Origin of the sequence: Bernardetia sp. ABR2-2B, assembly GCF_037126435.1 — a bacterium.
Classification (GTDB): domain Bacteria; phylum Bacteroidota; class Bacteroidia; order Cytophagales; family Bernardetiaceae; genus Bernardetia.
In genome coordinates this window covers 2,476,914-2,496,580 of record NZ_CP147020.1, presented here as the reverse complement: position 1 = coordinate 2,496,580, position 19,667 = coordinate 2,476,914, and the positions used below count along the sequence as shown (strand labels likewise).

16 protein-coding genes and 1 riboswitch are annotated in these 19,667 nt (G+C 32.5%); of the genes, 11 read left to right on the top strand and 5 right to left on the bottom strand.

What is annotated here, in order from left to right:
• The first annotated feature begins 97 nt into the window (after positions 1–97).
• On the top strand, positions 98–1,294 hold the full coding sequence (locus WAF17_RS10485; protein ID WP_338769756.1) for a hypothetical protein: 1,197 nt from the start codon (positions 98–100) through the stop codon (positions 1,292–1,294).
• A 96-nt stretch (positions 1,295–1,390) separates the two neighbouring features.
• Here WAF17_RS10485 and WAF17_RS10480 read toward each other — a convergent pair whose 3' ends face one another.
• Positions 1,391–1,849, bottom strand: a complete 459-nt coding sequence (locus WAF17_RS10480) for a hypothetical protein (protein WP_338769753.1) — start codon at positions 1,847–1,849, stop codon at positions 1,391–1,393.
• 178 nt (positions 1,850–2,027) lie between these two features.
• Between WAF17_RS10480 and WAF17_RS10475 the strand changes: the two genes are divergently transcribed.
• From WAF17_RS10475 to WAF17_RS10455, 5 genes are all read left to right on the top strand, one after another.
• Positions 2,028–3,116, top strand: coding sequence for an IS4 family transposase (locus WAF17_RS10475; RefSeq protein ID WP_338760955.1), 1,089 nt, complete (start codon positions 2,028–2,030; stop codon positions 3,114–3,116).
• Between the two features lie 232 nt (positions 3,117–3,348).
• The gene (locus tag WAF17_RS10470) at positions 3,349–3,510 is read left to right on the top strand and encodes a hypothetical protein (RefSeq protein ID WP_338769751.1); all 162 of its coding nucleotides are present in this window, start codon (positions 3,349–3,351) and stop codon (positions 3,508–3,510) included.
• A 173-nt stretch (positions 3,511–3,683) separates the two neighbouring features.
• Positions 3,684–7,484 (top strand): gliding motility-associated C-terminal domain-containing protein, encoded by a 3,801-nt coding sequence (locus WAF17_RS10465; RefSeq protein ID WP_338769749.1) that lies wholly within the window; start codon positions 3,684–3,686, stop codon positions 7,482–7,484.
• Positions 7,485–7,612: 128 nt separating this feature from the next.
• Entirely contained in the window at positions 7,613–8,188 is a 576-nt protein-coding gene (locus WAF17_RS10460) for a Crp/Fnr family transcriptional regulator (protein ID WP_338769747.1), read from the top strand.
• A 91-nt stretch (positions 8,189–8,279) separates the two neighbouring features.
• The gene (locus WAF17_RS10455) at positions 8,280–8,930 is read left to right on the top strand and encodes a hypothetical protein (RefSeq protein ID WP_338769744.1); all 651 of its coding nucleotides are present in this window, start codon (positions 8,280–8,282) and stop codon (positions 8,928–8,930) included.
• Positions 8,931–8,982: 52 nt separating this feature from the next.
• Here WAF17_RS10455 and WAF17_RS10450 read toward each other — a convergent pair whose 3' ends face one another.
• A complete protein-coding gene (locus tag WAF17_RS10450; protein ID WP_338769742.1) occupies positions 8,983–10,332 on the bottom strand; it encodes a Na+/H+ antiporter NhaC family protein in 1,350 nt (449 codons plus the stop codon).
• A gap of 112 nt (positions 10,333–10,444) precedes the next feature.
• Positions 10,445–10,590, bottom strand: a riboswitch (SAM-I-IV-variant riboswitch).
• A 227-nt stretch (positions 10,591–10,817) separates the two neighbouring features.
• A complete protein-coding gene (locus tag WAF17_RS10445; RefSeq protein WP_338769739.1) occupies positions 10,818–12,548 on the bottom strand; it encodes a von Willebrand factor type A domain-containing protein in 1,731 nt (576 codons plus the stop codon).
• 236 nt (positions 12,549–12,784) lie between these two features.
• Here WAF17_RS10445 and WAF17_RS10440 point away from each other — a divergent pair, with 236 nt between their 5' ends.
• The 3 genes from WAF17_RS10440 (at position 12,785) to WAF17_RS10430 (ending at position 13,796) form a co-directional block, all read left to right on the top strand.
• The gene (locus WAF17_RS10440; protein WP_338769737.1) at positions 12,785–13,294 is read left to right on the top strand and encodes a c-type cytochrome; all 510 of its coding nucleotides are present in this window, start codon (positions 12,785–12,787) and stop codon (positions 13,292–13,294) included.
• Between the two features lie 39 nt (positions 13,295–13,333).
• On the top strand, positions 13,334–13,528 hold the full coding sequence (locus WAF17_RS10435; protein WP_338769735.1) for a hypothetical protein: 195 nt from the start codon (positions 13,334–13,336) through the stop codon (positions 13,526–13,528).
• Positions 13,529–13,592: 64 nt separating this feature from the next.
• A complete protein-coding gene (locus WAF17_RS10430; RefSeq protein ID WP_338769733.1) occupies positions 13,593–13,796 on the top strand; it encodes a DUF3365 domain-containing protein in 204 nt (67 codons plus the stop codon).
• Between the two features lie 222 nt (positions 13,797–14,018).
• Here WAF17_RS10430 and WAF17_RS10425 read toward each other — a convergent pair whose 3' ends face one another.
• Together WAF17_RS10425 and WAF17_RS10420 are read right to left on the bottom strand one after the other, a co-directional pair.
• Complete coding sequence (locus tag WAF17_RS10425; RefSeq protein ID WP_338769731.1) at positions 14,019–14,618, bottom strand: hypothetical protein; 600 nt, start codon at positions 14,616–14,618, stop codon at positions 14,019–14,021.
• A 215-nt stretch (positions 14,619–14,833) separates the two neighbouring features.
• A complete protein-coding gene (locus WAF17_RS10420; protein ID WP_338769730.1) occupies positions 14,834–16,348 on the bottom strand; it encodes a polysaccharide biosynthesis C-terminal domain-containing protein in 1,515 nt (504 codons plus the stop codon).
• A gap of 122 nt (positions 16,349–16,470) precedes the next feature.
• Between WAF17_RS10420 and WAF17_RS10415 the strand changes: the two genes are divergently transcribed.
• Together WAF17_RS10415 and WAF17_RS10410 are read left to right on the top strand one after the other, a co-directional pair.
• Complete coding sequence (locus tag WAF17_RS10415; RefSeq protein WP_338769727.1) at positions 16,471–17,301, top strand: alpha/beta hydrolase-fold protein; 831 nt, start codon at positions 16,471–16,473, stop codon at positions 17,299–17,301.
• Positions 17,302–17,400: 99 nt separating this feature from the next.
• Entirely contained in the window at positions 17,401–19,569 is a 2,169-nt protein-coding gene (locus tag WAF17_RS10410; protein ID WP_338769725.1) for a prolyl oligopeptidase family serine peptidase, read from the top strand.
• The last annotated feature ends 98 nt before the right edge of the window (positions 19,570–19,667 follow it).

The following is a 19,667-nucleotide window of genomic DNA, read 5'->3' as shown; positions in this document are numbered from 1 at the left end:
AGAATTTGGTAATAGTGTCTTTTGTCAGAAAAAATAGTAAATGGCTATTTTAGCTTTTTTTGTATCTTTACATTCTCTCAAACAGAAAATAAACAAGATGTCATCAACAACAAATACAGATAATCATTTACCTACCAAAGAAGAATTAATTGAAAGGATAAACGCTATCGATAATCCTTCTGAACTCTTACGTCTGCGTGTCTTTTTTGATGATGAAACCATCAATGAACAAGAAACAGAGGAGGGAGTAGATGAATATAGCAAGATGATTGATGAAGTGTTGGCAATCTATAAACAGAAAGATGAGCCTCTTTTGATACGTCAAGAATTACCAGCAATCAGTAAATTACAGATTTTTGAAAATCGTTTTGCACCTCTGATGTTTTGGTTTAGTATCGTTATGTTGATGCTGATGGGTTTTATTATTATGTTTAGCTTTTCGCCACAAGCAAGAGAACTTGTTACGCCTTTTGTTTTGTGGCAATCAACACTATTGTATGGTATTTTGATGCTTGTTCCTTTGGCAGAACTCATTTATGTTTTTTATTTAAAAAATAAAGAAGGACTAAAAGTATCTAAGAGTCAGCTTATTTTTAGGGCAGTTGCTATTCCACTTATGCCCCTACGAATGGGTGCAAGGCGTTTGTCTGATAGTGATTGGTTGTGGATTCCGTTTTGGAGGTGGAGCAAGTGTAATGACATACTTTTAGAAGAGCTAAAACGAAAATTTAGTATGCCCATGATTGCGATTGCCTTACTTATTATTCCTATCTTATTTATTGATTTGAATAAAACAGTAGGCGAACAGGTGGCAGCTCGTGTTCCTGATATTAAGCTATATTTAGAATCTGTACAGGCTTTTATTTGGGTAGCTTTTACTTTTGAGTTTATCTTGATGTTTTCAGTTACAAGGGACAAATTAGATTATTGTAAGGCAAATTGGATTGACTTATTTATTATTTTGCTGCCTTTAGTTTCCTTCCTAAGAACTTTTAGAGCTATTCAAGGACTGGCAAGAGTAAATCAAGTAGCTAGAGCTTATCGTTTTAAGGGTGTTATTACTAAAGTAAGAGAAGCTTTGGTTTTGGCTGATATGGTACAGCGAATTATGTATCCAAACCCAGAAACACAGCTTAGAGCATTACAGAAAAAGATACAGAAAAATAGAAGAGAAAAGATTCACCTAGAAAAACAGGTAGAAATGGCAGTAACAAGAATCAAAAAATTTAGAGAAAAACGAAAGCTCAAAAACGAGCAGAAAGCACAGAAGAAAAAGCAAAAACAAAAAGCATAATTTTTGGAGTTATATTCAACTTCAACAAAAAAAGTCTTGATTTAGAATTTAAAATAAGACTTTTTGTGATTTTGTAAAATTTCATTCTTACCAAGCTTATGAATTAATAGCTTCTAAAATAGTATCTTTATACTGAATATCTAAATTGTGAAATTCTCCGTCTGGGTATTTTTTTGCTAATTCTGCCCGTCCAGCTTTAACGGCAAGAGCGAACCAAGTAATATTAGGCAAAAGTTTACGGTGTCTTTTCAAGCCATGCAGTTTTGACATCTCTGATTTCCATTCTGTAAAATACCATTCCATAGAAGGCTGATGAAATGCTTTTAAGGCTCTTTTGTCAAAAACAAAGTTTATTGGACGATATTTGGCTACGTGATTTGAAATAGTATTGAATAAAGCTTTAAAATCTTCTTGTGGCATGTACTCATGTACAGCTTCACAGACAATAGTATTGGCTTTTGGAATCCAATAAATATTAGCAATTTCATCTTGTTGTAGAATCTCTACCTCATAAGGTAATTCTAAATATTCGTTTGCTGTTTGCATTGATTGCATAATTAATAAAAAGTTGAAATAAAAATAATTAGATAAAAAAATGAATCATTAATTGATTACTATCATATCTACTATCGAAGGCATTTTGTTTGAAAATATCCTCAGTCCTCTGACAAAAGATTTTAAATTTAGATAAAAAAAAGCCATAATTGAGTTTCTCACAAAATTTTTCTCAATTATGGCGAAAGCAAAGTATGCTTCTAGTGGTAAAGTTACAAAATTAGTTAGTGTTTTATCTTCTCATTTAAAAGGGTTTCATTTAGCCCGAGTTCAATTTATAGGTCTTTTTGTAATAGCTGTTATAAAGGTAGGTCTAGGAGGTTTAATTCAAATTGCAACTGCGTTTGAAAGGAATGTAGAATACAGTTCTTCTTTACGTCGTATAGAACGCTTTTTAAATTATTATGAGCTTGATTTTCAAGCAATTACTAATTTGATTATTTCCTTAGAAGGCATTGAACAATGGGAAAATATCGTACTGTGTTTGGATAGAACGAATTGGAAAGTTGGAAAAGAGCATATTAATATTTTGCTTCTCTCAGCAGCTCATAAAGGGGTATCTATTCCTCTTTGTTGGTCTGTACTTTCGAGGACAGGAAATTCAGCTACTCAACAACGAATTGATTTGATAGAAGATTTCTTAAATCAATTTCCTAATTTATCTATTACTGCTCTTGTAGCAGATAGAGAGTTTATAGGTAAAAAATGGTTTTTCTATTTAGCTACAAAAAAATTTGATTTTGTAATGCGTATAAAATCTAACTTTAAAGCTACTAGAAAAGGGAAAACAAAGTCTATTGTAGCATGGTGTAGAGGGCTTTCGATTTCAGAAACCTATCAACTAGATGGAACATTTGTAGTCAATGAAGCAGAGGTATATTTATCTGTAAGTCGAACACAAAAAGGATATATTTATTTAGCATCACCTGTTTTATTGGATAATATTTTTGAAATTTATAAACAACGTTGGGAAATCGAAACGTTGTTTAAAGCACTAAAATCACAAGGTTTTAACTTAGAAAATACAAAATTAACAGAACCAAATAAAATAGCTAAATTAATTGCTTTGTGTTCCATTGCCTTTGTTTGGTGTTACAAAGTAGGAGAATGGAAACATAAAAAAACAAAAATAAGAGTCTGTTCAAATGGATATAATGAATACTCTTTTTTCAGATATGGATTAATAGAAATTAAAAAAATACTCAATAATCCAATGACTAGTGAAACTAAATTTGATCAAAAAATTAAAGTTTTGTCAATGGAGTAAGGAAAATATCTATAAATAATAGATATTTATTGGATAAACATCAACAAAAGAAAAAATTTAAACTAAAATTTAACTTATCTTTTTGATACGTTTTTACGTACAACAAAGTACAGACTAATTATATTTCTATAAATCACTCAATTTTTGTATCTTGAAAGCTAATCAACGTTTTTAAGAAGAAAGCTTCAAGCTAACATTATTTTACCTTTTCACACTTAAATCAAAAGAAATTATGAATATCATGAAAGCCGTCAAAGTAGCCGTTTTAGTAGTTGTAGCTATTATAGCTATTAAGTTCGTAGGCGCATTATTAATTGGAGCATTATCTACAGTCTTTACTTTTGCTGTAATTATTGGAGGAATTTATCTTCTTTATAGTATTTTCAAGTCTTAAATTTCATAGCATTTTATGACAGAATACGTATAAAGTGTATTTTCGAATTGTTAAAAACCTTATAAGCTAGTCTTAGTAAGGTTTTTTTATTGTATTTTTATGAAAAAATAAAGAACTAATATGCTCCTTTCTCAAATTATCTTATAAAATTATTACTAGAACTCTATAGAATTTTGAAAAATTTAATTTATACTATCTTATCCTCATTCCAAAAGCGAATTGTTTTTCTGTCGTTTTTATTTACTTTATTATTTTTAGTAAATTTTTCATCTTTTGCTACACACATTGTAGGAGGAGAGCTAGAATTTGTACACGTTAGGGGAGATGTGTACCGTGTCGGAATGGTAAAATATTTTGATGCTGTAAATGGAAACCCAGGGGCAATTGGAAATTCTGCTACGATAGGAATTTTTTCTAAAAGAGATAATCGGTTACTGCTTCAATTAGAAATTCCTCTCGTTTCTGATAATCCTGTTCCTTATACCGACCCTGATTGTGCTGTTGGTACTCTTTTGATTCGTCGAATTTATTATGCTCAAGAAATTACACTTAATAGAAGTGATTTTGCTGAACAAGAGGGGTATTATATGGTTTGGGAGCGTTGTTGTAGAAATAATATTATTAGTAATATAATAGCTCCTCAAAATGCAGGACTTACTATGTATTTAGAATTTCCAGCTTTGTTAGACCCCATAGGAAGACCATTTATTAATTCTGAGCCTCAAATTTTCCCACCACTTAGTGATTATGTGTGTGTCAATCAGCCTTTCTTTTTTGACTTTAGTGGGCAAGACCCAGATGGAGATGAGCTGCGTTATCGTCTTACTGTTCCGATAAATGGAAATAGTACGTTTAATGACCCACGCCCTCCAATACCAAGTTCTGCTCCTTATCAATTGGTGGAGTTTGTACCAGGGATAAGCTTAACTAATGTAGTACCAGGAAGTATTCCATTGCAAATAGACCAAGATGGAATCTTATCTCTTACAGCATCTCAAACAGGACTTTTTGTCTTTGCTATTGTAGTAGAAGAATATAGAAATGGTAGAAAAATAGGAGAAGTAAGACGAGATTATCAACTTTTAGTAATTGATTGTCCGACAGCTACAAAACCAAATATAGCCTTTCAAGCTAACGCAGAACCTAGCCGTTATGTAGAAGGAACTACAATTATTCTTGACCAAAATGAGGATAAATGTGGAAATTTATTTGTTACAGATTCAGATGAGAATACTGTAATTACAGCACAGGTAAAACCTATTAATTTTACAGATGCAGATGGAATTTTACTTCAAAATGGAGGTAATATTAGTGGGCAAGGTGATGAACTTTCATTAAATGTTTGTTTTCCTGAATGTCCTCTCAATCCAAATGACCCTAATGAACCGTATATAATGGATTTTATTGTATTGGACAATAGTTGTGCTGTTCCTCTTTTGGATACAATAAGAGTAAATGTACTTGTCCGAAATCCTCCAAACGAGCCTCCTACTTTTGTTGCTGATGCGACCTTCGATCCAGCCACAAATTGCTACATAAAAGAAGTAGTAGTAGGAGAACAACTAACAATCAATACAACTGCTGATGATGCAAATGGCGACCCTCTAAATATAACTGTTACAGGGTTACCAGCAGGAGCTAGTTTTACAGGAGCAACACAAGGAAATCCTGTTTTGAGAGGGCAAGTTCTTTGGAGACCTAACTGTTCTGTTTTACCTTCTAACGAGACTGAACAAACCTTTGATGTTAGTTTCACAACAACAGACACGAGAAAATGTGATAACTCTGAAAGTGTACAGACTTGTTTGAAAATCAAAGTTTTGGCTGATACTACTGAAAATATTGCATCTAGCATTACAGCAGGTCTTGTCTTTGATGCTACTGCTAATCAATATATTTATAATAGTGTGTTTGTAGGAGAAGTAATAGACTTCAATACAGATGTTATTGACATAGATAACGATAGTGTAAGTGTAGAGTTTACTCCTGACAACTTTACTCTTAATGGAAGAAGTATTACTTATTCGCCACTAGAGGGAGTTGGAGGTATAAATTCTAATTTCTTATGGCAAACAACTTGTGATGATTTAGAAAATCCTCTTAGTCCTCAAACTTTTATCATGAATTTTAAGGTAACAGATTATGATGCATGTGGAAATGCTGATTCGACAGACCAAATTGCAGTACGTGTTGTTTTGCTTCCTCGCCCAAATATAGCACCTACTATTCGTGCTTCACTTGTATATGATTCGACAATGATGGCATATTGTGATACACTTACGTTGGGAGAAGCTTATCGTTTTACACTCACAGGAGATGATGAAAATGGCGACAGTATTCAGGTTACAGGAAATGGAATAGGATTTTCTTTTGCTGAATATCAAATGCAATTTGCGCCAGTAGAAGGCAGACCAATTCTAACAACTGATTTTGTATGGAACACAGAATGTGACCAAACAAATATTCCAATTGGAGAACCAATAAATCTGAAATTCAAAGTAAATGATTTTAATGAATGTGAAAATCCATTAGAAGAAGAAATTGATGTAAAATTAGTTGTGCTTCCTCCAGACCCAAATAATACAGCACCAGAAGTAAGACCAGAAATAACTACCTTCGATACAAATGAAGAAGTTTTTGTAGATACCGTTTTTGTAGGCGATGCCATTTCGTTTGATGTTTTAGGGCTTGATGCTCAAAATGATAGTGTTCTTTTATATGCACAAGGAGTAGATTTTGAGCTTTCTGACTTTGATATGACTTTTCCTGAAGTGAGTGGTTTTGCTCCTGTTGAAAGTACATTTAATTGGCAAACTTTGTGTGAATATTTGGGAACTAATCCAGTTGCAAACCCTAGAAGAGAGTTTTTGATTGATTTTATCAGTAGAGATTTTAATGAATGTCAAGAATCTTTGGGGGATACAGTTAGAGTAAAATTGATTTTATTGTATGAAAGAAATCCAAATCGTGAACCTGAAATATCTGCAAACCTTACTTTTGATGCTGCACAAGATTTGTATGTTCGTTCTGTCCGTGTAGATGAGTTCGTTCGTTTTGATGTAATAGGAGAAGATGTAGATAATAGTTCACTTTCTTTGGTGGGAAATGGAATAGGATTTGATTTTGCAGATTTGAATATGAATTTTGAAAATGTATTTGGTTTACCTACTCTCACAAGCGAGTTTACGTGGCAGCCTTCGTGTTCGAATCTTGGTTTTCAGAATGCAGATACTTCGTATTTTGCTGAATTTATTATTACAGATATTGCCAACTGTGATATTATTTATACCGATACAATAAAAGTTCGTTTTGATTTGACCATTGATTCACAAAATACACCTCCTACTTTAGAGCTTCAAAATATAGATTCTGTTTCTACTTCTAATCCAGATGAGTGTGTTGTTCGTGTAGGGATTGGACAAGAATTAATTATTCCGTCACTTGCTAATGATGTAGATGGTGATAGACTTTCACTTTCTGCTCGTGGTGTTGGTTTTGTCCTTTCAGATTTGGGAATGCAATATGAAAACAAACAAGGTTTTCCTGTTCTTGAAAGTAATTTTTCTTGGACTCCAGAGTGTGATATTTTGGAAGGAGAATTTAGTAAAGAGTTCAAAGTAATTTTTACGGCTTCGGATACTACTCGTTGTGGGCTTCGTGCTTCTACACCAAAAACACTTGTTATCATTGTAGAAGATGCTTCTGTAAATCTTGATTTTACACCTGCCAACGTATTTACTCCAAACAGTGATGGTATAAATGATACTTTCTACATTCCAAACCTTCCAGAAGATGATTGTAATGACCAGTTTCAAGGTGTAGAAATTTATAACCGTTGGGGAACATTGCTCTTCGAAAGTACAGACCGTAACTTTGAATGGGATGGAGGTAATGCTTCATCTGGTCAGTATTATTTCCTAATCAAATACAGAAATAAAACATACAAAAACTGGCTTACGATTTTGAGAGATTAATATTTTGTAGCTTACACTTTAGTGTGAGAAGCAATTTTACAAGAATACCATTTTTATTATTCAAAATGAATATAGAAATGGTATTTTTGTTTTAATTGCTTGAGAATTGTTTATACCAAAACCGATATATGAATTTAGATAATTTCAAAATACAAATTAGAAAAGTAACTGATTTCTCAGAAGAAGAATGTTCTATGTTTGCTCCAAACCTAAAGCGTAAAATACTTCAAAAAGGAGAATTTTTATTGAATGAAGGACAAAAAGTAAATGAAATAGCTTTTGTTGAAAAGGGTGTTTTACGTTTGTTTTATTTGTCTAATGATAAAGAAATCAATAATCACTTTTTTTTAGAAAATGATTATGCTGTTTCCTATTTAGATTTTTTGAAAGGAACGCCAAGCAGGTATTATATTCAGGCTTTAGAAGATTGTGAATTGATTACCTTTAATTCTCAAGCTCTACAAATTGCTTATCAAGAATCAAAAAACTGGGAACGTTTTGGTAGAATCATTGCCGAGAGTGTGTATGCAACTGCTACAAATCGTGTCGAATCTTTTTTATTTTTATCAGCCAAAGAAAGGTATTTACAGATGATAAAAGATTATCCTTTGTTTATCCAAAAAATTCCTTTGTATCATTTGGCTTCTTATTTAGGAATTGAGAGGGAAAGTTTGAGTAGAATCCGAAAAGAAATTGCAAACTAAATTTCGATTGTAACATACATCAATTTTTTTCAAGGTATAGACTTATACTTTTGTAGTGTAACTATTTTATTTACTCCTAAAGTATTTTATTATGCAAAAGACAAAAAAAACAGCAGTAAAAATGGTAATGTATGCTCTCTTAGCAATTACTTTTTCTTTAACTTCTTGTGGCACATCTAGCCAAGTAATTATTCCAACAAGTGAAAAACTTCCAACATTAGAAGATAATTATTCTATTATATGGCAAGGAAGTGGAGAGTCTTATATTTATCTTGATGGAAAATATGAACGTAACGAGTCAAACGATTATACTTTCGAAGTTGTACAAAGGCGATACAAAAATTCGTGGAAATCTATCAAAAACATGCATCGTATTCATCCAAATTATGACGGAAAAGCTGGAGAAAGAGAGCAAACTATGTTTTTTGGAATTGATTTTTCTGCAAATCAAAACAAAATAGTTTCTACTATAAATTCCTCATTAGGAAATGGAAAAGGCGAATCTGATAATGAGTTTAGAGAACAAACTATGCAATTTTCTTTAGATGGAATTAGCTCATTTGCACCTTATAATACAATGAGAATTACCCAACATTATAAATATGAAGAAGGTATTTTATTAGAAACTGTTGAGTTATTCAAGTTCAAAGATGGAAATGAAATTCCATTTGTCAAAATTGAAGAAAAAGCAACTATTTTTCGCCCTACAAAACTAGAAACTGCACCTACAAAATTTGAGTAAAATTTAGAATCAAACCTATACAATTTTTAAAACTGTATAGGTTTAATTTTTTCTAAATTTTAGAAACAGATTGTTTTTTATAAAAAAGTAAACCCAAAGAAAAGACAAATAAAATATGTAAATACCACGCTTGGCTCAAAAGGTCAAGGTAATTTATTTGTCCATCGCTCAAGCCAATCAAAAGCAAAACTTGTGCGCCATAAGGCAACAATCCTTGAACAATACAAGCAAAAATATCTAATAAAGAAGCTGTAATTTTTGGTTCAATTTCATATTTATCACTCAATGATTTGGCTATTTTTCCAGAAATCAAAATAGAAACGGTATTGTTTGCAATACAAAAATTAATGGCACTTACTAAAGTAGCAACTCCAATTAAAGCTGTATGTTGATTTTTGATGAATTTACTAATTTTCTCTAGAATAAACTGTATTCCTCCCCCTTTTTCTACCATTGCGGCCAGTCCACCAGTAAGTAAAGAAAGATAAAATATTTCGCTCATTCCTTCAAAACCTTTGTAAGTCGTTTTACTAAACCCAATTATATCAAAACTATTCAAGTATAATCCCATCAGTCCAGAAAGAAGAACACCTAAAAATAAAACAACAAAGACATTCATTCCTACCAAAGATAAAACAATAACTACAACATAAGGAACTATTAAAACCCAAGAAACAGATTTAGAAACAAAAGTAGAAGTCGAATCTATTTCTAAAGAAAATCCATATACAGTCAGAATAATAACTGTTACTAAAGCAGCAGGAAAGGCAACTTTAAAGTTGGTTCTCATCTTGTCTTTCATCTCACAGCCCAAAGATTGCGTCGCTGCAATAGTGGTATCAGAAATTACAGAAAGATTATCACCAAACATTGCGCCTGTCAATAAAGCAGCACCCATAAGTGAAACAGAAATCTCACTTTGTTCTGCTAGAGCCATCGTAACCGAACCCAATGCCACAATTGCACCCACAGAAGTACCTGCTGACAACGACAAAAAAGCTGCTATCAAAAATATTCCAACAGGATAATAACTCGGAGAAATATAATTGATTCCTAAATTGACGACAGCATCAACACTTCCAGTTGCTTTTGTGATTGTTGAAAATGCACCTGCTAAAAGGTAAATGATACACATGGTCAAGATTTTTTCATCACCACAACCTCTTAAAAAGGTATCCATGTTTTCCTTGAAAGGAATTCTGAGCAAAACAAAGGCTACAAAAATGCCTAAACAAACAGCAATAGGAGAAGGAAGAGCATAAAAATCATTGAAATAAATCCCTGCGCCTAAAAATGTACCTACAAAAACAAATAAAGGAATAAGTGCAATCCAGTTTGAAGTAGGTATAAAATTTTCAGAAAGAGAATTTGAAGAGTCTGTATTAGAAATTACTTTTTTCATAGAAATTATTGGTTAATTGTAAAAATTATCAATAATCTCTTTTATTCTGTTTTGATAGAGAAAAAAGCATAAAAAGCAGTCAGATAACCACCTTATTGAATTAGTTAGATTACTAAGGCGTTTTTGTTCCGAAGGTATAAATTTTATAAAAAAAGTATATCGGCTTATCGATTGCAGCACCTTGCTTACGCATGCAGGTTGCTATCTTTTTCTAAACTCAAATAATAGAGTAGAGAAAAGAGATTCTTGATAATTGAGTTGCAAAGATAAGGGTTATTTTTAGAAACTAAATAGAGTAAATTCTTAAAAATGATGAAAAGCCATTCCCAACCTAAAATTAGAAATGGCTTTTTTAAAAATTAAAAATAGATAAATTTGGTGTTTGATTTTAGCTTTTCATAAGTGGTTTTACTTTTTCTTGTTACTTAGACATCAACCTTTGCCTTTGTTGGTGTTTTAGCGCAGCGACACCAACAAAAACACTTTTACTTACTCATCAACTGACAACTTTCTACCAGTTTTAAAAACTCTGCTCGGTAGCCTTCTGTATCTTTTCCTTTTGCAGCTTTTGCAAGTGTCATCACTTGATTATAATTTGCTTCTGATTTGTACTCTGAACCTCTCAAAATCATTCCAAATTCTGCCACAGCAGCCGAAAAGCGAAAGTTATCAGACGTTTTATCTAACTTAATATTGTCATCTTTGAGTGGATTTACAATCAAATTACTTGTATCTTCATTTGGTTTTTTGTAACGTAATTTCAAATTTAAAAGCTCATCAGAAGAAGCTGCTGCCGTATAAGATTCCTTTATTTTATTCTCTTCTTTTTGGTAACGCAAATCATCTACCGAAGGGAAAAATTCACTCTTCACACCTACTGGAATAATCTCATACAAAGCTGTTACGGTATGTCCTGCACCAAGTTCTCCAGCATCTTTTTTGTCGTCATTGAAATCTTCTTTTTCTAGCATTCTGTTTTCGTAACCGATAAGGCGATAAGCTGCTACTTTTGCAGGGTTAAATTCAATCTGAATCTTGACATCTTTAGCAATCGTAAACATAGTAGCTCTCATTTCTTTCACAAAAACCTTTTTAGCTTCTTGAATATTATCAATATAGAAGTAATTTCCATTTCCTGCATTACTCAATTCCTCCATCTGATAATCTTTGTAATTTCCCATTCCAAAACCACAAACTGTCAGATAAATTCCGTCATTTCGCTTTGTTTCAATCATTTTTACCAATTCTTTTGGAGAATTTACACCTACATTAAAATCGCCATCAGTACACAAAATAACTCGGTTATTTCCTTCTTTTATTAGGTTATCTTTTGCTAAAGAATAAGCAAGTTGTATTCCTGCTCCCCCTGCCGTACTTCCACCAGACGAAACAGCATCTAAGGCATTAATAATTTTTTCTGATTCAGAAGCTGGTGTAGATTCCAATACTAAACCTGCTGCACCTGCATAAGCCACAATTGCAATACGGTCGTTTTCGTTAAGCTGTGAAAGCAGAAGTTTGAGGGAAGAACGAAGAAGAGGCAATTTGTTTTGAGCCGACATAGAACCCGAAGCATCAATCAAGAAAACTAAATTTGAAGGTGCAAGGTTATCATAATCCAAATCTTTTCCTTGTATTCCTACATGAACCAGTTTATGTTTTTCATTCCAAGGCGCAGTAGAAATTTCTGTGCTTACTGAAAAAGGATGTTTTCCTGTTGGATTCTTATAATCGTAATCAAAGTAGTTTATAAATTCTTCGATACGAACAGCATCAGGGTTTGGAACTTGTCCAGACTGAATAAAGCGACGAGCATTTGAATAAGAAGCATTATCAACATCAATCGAAAAAGTAGATAGAGGTTCTTTCAGAGATTGAATGAATTTATTTTCTATTTGCTTTTGATAGTTTTCTGTATTTTGAGAAACTCTATCATCAGAGATATACATTTCTGCCTCATCCATTACAGCACCAGCAGCATAATCTGCATTTTGAGTTGCATTATATGAAATATCTTTTTTCTCTTTATTACGGCTAATTTTTGTAGGGGAAGAAACTGTTCTGTGGTCTTGTTCGGTTGCTACTGTGGTATCTGCCATTTCATAGTTACCTGTTTTGGAAGAATTACAAGCTACGATAAATACAGTAGAAGTTGCTAATAGACTGACTTTAGTAATTGAAGTTAATTGTCTGAAAGATTTTCTAAGAGATTCCATAATCGATAAAAATTAAAGTGAGGTAAATTGTTTGTTTGGTAAGTAGATGCACCACTTCACAAAATTCCACACAAAAACTTTTATTTTTTTCTACTAACGATTTCTAAGCAGGTTGATTAAGGCTACCGAATTAAGAGTAAGGTTGTTTTTTGAGTAACTTTTGTTACCAAACTCAACTTAATTAAATTGTATTTTTGATAAAATAATTATCCTACTTTCAATCAAAATCTAATTGTATGAATACGAATTTGTTATATATTGCTTTATTCATTTCTTTTTTAGTGATGAGTTGTTCAGATTCAAAAAAAGAAACCAACACCACTTCTAGCCCAAAAGAAGAAATAACTCAAACATCTCAAAAAGAAGTCGAAAAAGTGCTTACTCCTGAAGAAGAACTCGTCAAAGGATTGCAATTAATGGAAGCCAACTGTTATTCTTGCCATAGTCCGAGTGCCTCCCAAGCCGTAGCTTCAGCTCCACCAATGGAAGCAGTCAAAAGACATTATATAAAAGAAGGCACTACACAGGAAGAGTTTACGAAAGAATTAATAGCCTTTGTAAGCAATCCAAGCAAAGAAAAAGCAAAAATGAAGCATGCTGTTGAGCGTTTTGGAGTGATGTCGAAGATGAATTTTAGTGAAGAAAAACTCAAAAAAATTGCAAATTATATCTATAACTCCGAGCTAGAAAAACCTGATTGGTTTGAAGAACATTACAAATCCAGACACAAAGGAAAAGGCAACTAGTCCAATTTATCTCCTCTTGAAATAGGACAAAAAATAGCTATGCAAACAAAAGGAGTTTTAGGGAAAAACTTATTAGGTGCAATTAATTCAAAAGGAACAGAACATGCCGTTTCGTTTTGCTCAACAAAGGCAATTCATTTGACAGATAGTATGGCTGTTGCCTTAAATGCCTATGTAAAAAGAGTTTCTAATAAAAATATAAATCCAAAAATAAGGCAAATAAAAATTAATTAAATTATGTAAAAGAGGTAAAAAATGTATTGCCAACGATAAAGAACCTACGCCTCAATTATTGACTATGAATGACAGACAAGTAGCTTATTATCCGATTATGACGAATCAGATGTGTATGCAATGCCATGGCGAACCCAAAACAGAAGTCTTGACAACGACTTTGGCAAAAATCAATACACTTTATCCTAATAATAAAGTAACAGGTTATAAATTAAATGAATTGCGAGGGATTTGGGTAGTCGAAATGGATAAACAAAGAAGTGAATAATGAAGTAATCAATCAATGATTTAATTTATAGGTCGAAACTACGTAAAGGTAAACGAAGAAAATAAAAATAGGATTATATGTATCTCAAACTCTATAAAAGCAAAAAAAATAGAAAAAGCAGATGCACGACTTCACAAAATTCCACACAAAAACTTTTATTTTTTTCGAAATATCATTTCTATACAACCGTCAACGAGCTTAAAAGCGTCGTTGAGGATTTAATTAATACCACTTTCCAAAAATAATTTTGATACCAAAATGATTGGTTATTTCATTTTCTCCGACTTTATATATAAAATGAGTTATACCGTATTGTAAGCCAAATGAAAGCCCAAATTTTTCATCAATTAATAAATTATATCCTACTTCTCCCCAAAAACCTAAGTTGGTTCGGTTTTCTACTCTGCCAATATAAGAAGCACTAATAGAAGGACTAAAAATAGGAGCTACAAAAAATCCCTTTGAAGGCAAAAAACGCTCTTCTTTTTTGAAAATAAAAACAGGAAGGGCAGCTTCAAAACCGATGTGGCTAAACTCGTTGAAATCTTTGCGTATTCCTAAATTTAAGATAGGATTAATTCTAAAATCTACTCGCTTGGAAAATGAGGTTTGATAGATAATAGGTAAAATATTAATGTCAAATTCGCCCTTTTCATAGAAAGGTTCGACGGTAAGAGAAGGGTTGATTCCCCAAAGATGAGTTGATTTTTTTTCTTTAATTATACTTTCTGTACTATCCATTTGAGCAAAAAGTGGAGAGCTAAACAGACAAAAAGTAGTGCAGAACAATAAAAAAACGAGAATGTAAAAATGTAATTTCATTGTAGTCTGATTTAGTTTAGTTGGTTAATCAATTAAATCAAAAAGCTACACAAATTTTTTTATAAAAAAAATACCTCTTTCTTATCTCAAGTTTCCTGTACTTAAACGAAAACTATCATCGATGGAAAAAGGTATTTTCTTGCAAGTAATGAGAAAGGTGTAAAATTAAAGTACGCTATTATAACGGGTTTGGATTAGAAAAAGTTTGGTTTTTATCAATTATTTTTTAGTTTTTTGAATGTTCTATATTCCACCAAAACAGTAACTACTAAAAACAAAGCTAAAAGCCCATTCTGAATCAAATGTTTTTGCCAAAACCCTGTCCATTCTATATTCAAACAAATAAAAATAAGTGTTGTAGAAACACCTAAGTACAAAATCATTTTCAAAATTGGATAAGGAATAGGTTGGTATTTTCTTCCTAAAAGATAGCACAAAGCAGCCATCACAAAATAACAAGAAAGCGTTGCAATAGCACTTCCAAAATAACCATAAAAAGGAATCAAAAGAAAGTTAAAGCTAATCGTAATTGTTGCACCTGCCAAGCTTATCCAAAGTCCAAAATGGGTTCGGTCGGAAACCTTGAACCACACCGAAAAATTATAATACAGACCCAAACAAATATTTGCTAAAAGCAGAATTGGAACAATAAAAAGTCCTTCGTGATATTCCTTATTTCTGATAAAAATATTGGCTATCCACTCCATATTCATACTCACTCCCAGCATCATCAGAACACAAACAATTGTAAAAAAGTGGGTGATGGTAGCAAATGTTTTGGGCGAATCTTTCTGACTCGCTTGTGAGAAAAAAAATGGCTCTGCACCGTATTTAAAGGCTTGAACAGCCAAAGTAATAAAAATAGAAAGTTTGTAACACGCCGAATAAATTCCTACTGCATCCATTGGGGTTTTATTTGGATAAAAATTATCTGGAAGCCACTTTTGTAAGAGCGTTCTGTCCATTACTTCATTGATAGAATAGGCAATTCCTGCAAAAATCAGAGGGTAAGAATACTTTATCATCGGCTTATATATCTGCCAATTTATTGTAAAACGAAAATCTTTAAACTCTTTCCAAAGAAGTGGAATTACAGAAGAGTTTGCTATCAAATTTGCTAAAAAAACATATCCCAAACCCATTTCTGGGTCATAAATCAACTTTGCATACTCTTGAAAAAATAAAAAATCTGTTCCTTCTGCGCTATGTTTGCAAAAATAAAGAAAGAAAAAGTTGAGAAAAACTGTAAGAACGATAACAGTCATTCGCAGCGAAGCAAATTTTATTGCTTTTCCTTCTGCTCTAAGTCTAGCATACGGAATAGCGACTACCGAATCAATAGCAATAATACAGGCAAACCATTTTACAAATTGTGCATTGTTAGGGTATTCTAAAAAGTTAGCTATCGGCTGTGCAAAAATCCACATAATAGCACTAAAAATTAGCGAAGTTAGTAAGACCGAACTCAAAGAGAGATTATAAGAATTTCCATTTTTATTATCGTTTTTGCCTTCTTTTTCTTTAGCTATAAAACGAAAATAAGTCGTTTCCATTCCGTGTGTATAAATCACATTTAGCAGTGCAGCATACGCATAAAAAACAGAAACGCCACCATATTCATCAGGCAGGAAAATATCTGTATGAAAAGGAGTTAGCAAATAATTTAGTAAGCGACCAATTATTCCAGTAAGTCCGTAGATGGCTGTTTGAGAAAGAAATTTTTTATACATTTTATATTAGTTTTGTAACTCAAAAGTAGCTTAAAATAAAAGATTATCAAACTATTATTCTATCGGATTAATAACCTCAATTTTGAACACAATAAATACTTAATACTACACTTTACTTAATTATGAGAACATTGAAAACCTTAGTTCTTACTTTATTTCTTTTTCTAATGTGTGCATCTAACCTTCCTGCACAGATAGATACCTGTTTTAGTTTCAATAAACACATCATTCACTCTGAGCCTTTACAAGAAGATAGAGAGTTTTGGGTTAGTCTGCCAATGAATTATGACAGCACTCAAAGCTATCCAGTTATGTATGTATTAGATGCTGAATGGCGATTTGATTTAATACGAAATGTGGCTTATGACTTATCAGGAAATAAAAAACTACCACATCATATTATTATAGGAGTTCCTCATATAGATTGGGAGTATAAAAGAGGGCAAGACTTAACTTTCAGCCAGTCAAGAATAGAATATGATGGAGAAGCAGTAGATTCTACTTGGTACAATGAAGGTAACTCTGGAAAGGGAGAAAGTTTTTATCAGTATTTAAAAGAAGAGCTAATTAAGAGTGTTGATGAAAATTATGCAACGAACGGACAAAATGTATTAGTAGGACACTCTTATGGAGGATATTTTGGGGCATATTTATTATCTCAAAAACAACAACCTTTTAGTAAAATGTTAGTGCTTGACCCTTCTATTTGGTACAGCGATGGTGAAACAATAAAGCTTCTTGAAAAAAATAAAGATATAAAAGACAGTATAAGCGTTTATATTGGATACCAGCCAGAACCTGCTTTTCACGCAAAGAAAATAGAAGAATTGATAGAATTACTCAAAAAGGAGTCAAATATCAGTTTGTCTTATTCTAAATTCGAAAATGAAACTCATAACTCTCTTTATCTTTTTAGTTTTTTGGAGGGAATACTCAGAGTCTATGAAGATTAGGAAGTTTTTAATTAACTATTTTTACAAACATCAATCTGTAATTATTCTGTATCTTATCACACAGATTATAAAACTTATATATTATCAAAAACACAGACAATGAAAAAACTCATTTTACCATTATTTGCTGCTGCACTACTTGTGTCGGCATGTAATTCAGATAAAAAAGAAAAAGAAGTCATGGCAGAAACTGTCGCTTTTCAATATCCAGAAACTACAAAAGGAACAGTTGAAGATACTTATTTCGAAACGAAAGTTTCAGACCCTTATCGTTGGTTAGAAGATGACCGAAGCGCAGAAACTGAAAGTTGGGTAAAAGCACAAAACAAAGTTACTTTTGATTATTTAAAATCTATTCCTTACCGTGAAGAACTCAAAAACCAACTAGAGAAAGTTTGGAATTATGAGAAACTTTCAAGACCATTTAAAGAAGGAAATTATACCTATTTCTACAAAAATGATGGTTTGCAAAATCAATACGTAGTTTATAGGAAAAAAGAAGGGGAAGATACCGAACAAGTTTTTATTGACCCAAATACTTTTTCAGACGACGGAACAGTTTCGATGGCTGGGCTTAATTTCTCAAACGATGGAAGCCGTGCAGCCTACCAAATATCAGAAGGTGGAAGCGATTGGAGAAAAGTAATTGTTATTAATACAGAAAGTAGAGAAGCGATTGAAGACACACTCAAAAATGTAAAATTTAGTGGTGTGAGTTGGAAAGGCAACGACGGTTTTTATTATTCTAGCTATGATAAGCCAGAGGGAAGCGAACTTTCAGCTAAAACTGACCAACACAAACTCTACTATCATAAAACAGGAACTCCTCAAAGCGAGGATAAAATTATTTTTGGTGCAACACCAGAACAAAAGCACAGATATGTAAGTGGATATTTGACAGAAGATGAAAGTTATTTATTGCTTTCAGCTAGTAATTCTACTTCGGGAAATAAGTTATTTATGAAGGATTTATCAAAAAAAGATAGCCCTTTAGTAACAATTGTTGATAATGAAGATAGTGATACCTATGTAATGGAAAATGAAGGTTCAAAACTCTATTTAGTTACAAATCTTGATGCGCCAAATCAGAAAGTAGTAATGACAGATGCTTCTAATCCTACGCCTGAAAACTGGAAAGATGTAATTCCTCATACAGAAAATGTTTTGAGTGCTTCTTCTGGTGGTGGATATTTATTTGCTGAATATATGGTAGATGCCATTTCAAAAGTAATTCAGTATGATATGGATGGTAAAGAAGTGAGAGAAATAAAATTACCGGGAGTAGGAAGTGCTGGTGGTTTTGGTGGAAAGAAAGAAGATAAAGAAATGTATTTTTCTTTTACCAACTACAATACACCTAGTAGTATTTATAAATTTGATGCAGAAACAGGCGAATACGAATCGTACTGGAAACCTGCTATTGATTTTAATTCGGATAATTACGAATCAAAACAAGTTTTTTATAATTCAAAAGATGGAACTAAAATTCCAATGATTATTACTTACAAAAAAGGAACAGAACTAAACGGCAAAAACCCAACAATTTTGTATGGTTATGGTGGCTTTAATATTAGTCTTACGCCAAGTTTTAGTGTGATTAATTCAGTTTGGCTAGAGCAAGGAGGTGTTTATGCTGTCGCAAACCTTAGAGGTGGAGGAGAATATGGAAAAGAATGGCACGACGCAGGAACTCAACTCAAAAAGCAAAATGTTTTTGATGATTTTATTGCAGCAGCAGAATTTTTAATTAGTGAAAAATATACTTCTAGTGACTATCTAGCAATAAAAGGAGGCTCAAATGGTGGTCTTTTGGTAGGTGCAACAATGACACAACGTCCAGAGCTTATGAAAGTAGCTATTCCTGCTGTTGGAGTTTTGGATATGCTTCGTTATCATACCTTTACGGCTGGTGCAGGTTGGGCGTATGATTATGGAACGGCAGAAGATAACAAAGAAATGTTTGAGTATTTGAAAGGATATTCTCCTGTTCATAATGTAAAAGAAGGTGTTTCTTATCCTGCTACACTTGTAATTACTGGCGACCATGACGACAGAGTTGTTCCTGCACACTCGTTTAAATTTGCTGCCGAATTACAAGACAAACACAAAGGCTCAACTCCTGTGATGATTCGTATTGAAACTGATGCAGGACATGGTGCAGGAAAACCAACAAGCAAAATTATAGAAGAAAATGCTGATGTATTTGCTTTTACGCTTTACAACATGGGATTTGAAAAACTTCCAAATAATGAAGTAAATCAGAAATAATAATTTAGACTTTCTAAAAAAAACTGTTTCAGAAATAGAACTTTGAAACAGTTTTTTTATTGATTATTTTTTCAACGAATCAGCAATTTTCTTTTGTT

Bases quoted from the DNA above. Each gene is read 5' to 3' on its own strand.
- WAF17_RS10445 (WP_338769739.1), bottom strand. From the start codon at position 12,548: ATGGAATCTCTTAGAAAATCTTTCAGACAATTAACTTCAATTACTAAA.
- WAF17_RS10450 (WP_338769742.1), bottom strand. From the start codon at position 10,332: ATGAAAAAAGTAATTTCTAATACAGACTCTTCAAATTCTCTTTCTGAA.
- WAF17_RS10415 (WP_338769727.1), top strand. From the start codon at position 16,471: ATGAGAACATTGAAAACCTTAGTTCTTACTTTATTTCTTTTTCTAATG.
- WAF17_RS10420 (WP_338769730.1), bottom strand. From the start codon at position 16,348: ATGTATAAAAAATTTCTTTCTCAAACAGCCATCTACGGACTTACTGGA.
- WAF17_RS10460 (WP_338769747.1), top strand. From the start codon at position 7,613: ATGAATTTAGATAATTTCAAAATACAAATTAGAAAAGTAACTGATTTC.
- WAF17_RS10455 (WP_338769744.1), top strand. From the start codon at position 8,280: ATGCAAAAGACAAAAAAAACAGCAGTAAAAATGGTAATGTATGCTCTC.
- WAF17_RS10485 (WP_338769756.1), top strand. From the start codon at position 98: ATGTCATCAACAACAAATACAGATAATCATTTACCTACCAAAGAAGAA.
- WAF17_RS10435 (WP_338769735.1), top strand. From the start codon at position 13,334: ATGCAAACAAAAGGAGTTTTAGGGAAAAACTTATTAGGTGCAATTAAT.
- WAF17_RS10480 (WP_338769753.1), bottom strand. From the start codon at position 1,849: ATGCAATCAATGCAAACAGCAAACGAATATTTAGAATTACCTTATGAG.
- WAF17_RS10475 (WP_338760955.1), top strand. From the start codon at position 2,028: ATGGCGAAAGCAAAGTATGCTTCTAGTGGTAAAGTTACAAAATTAGTT.
- WAF17_RS10470 (WP_338769751.1), top strand. From the start codon at position 3,349: ATGAATATCATGAAAGCCGTCAAAGTAGCCGTTTTAGTAGTTGTAGCT.
- WAF17_RS10410 (WP_338769725.1), top strand. From the start codon at position 17,401: ATGAAAAAACTCATTTTACCATTATTTGCTGCTGCACTACTTGTGTCG.
- WAF17_RS10430 (WP_338769733.1), top strand. From the start codon at position 13,593: ATGAATGACAGACAAGTAGCTTATTATCCGATTATGACGAATCAGATG.
- WAF17_RS10425 (WP_338769731.1), bottom strand. From the start codon at position 14,618: ATGAAATTACATTTTTACATTCTCGTTTTTTTATTGTTCTGCACTACT.
- WAF17_RS10440 (WP_338769737.1), top strand. From the start codon at position 12,785: ATGAATACGAATTTGTTATATATTGCTTTATTCATTTCTTTTTTAGTG.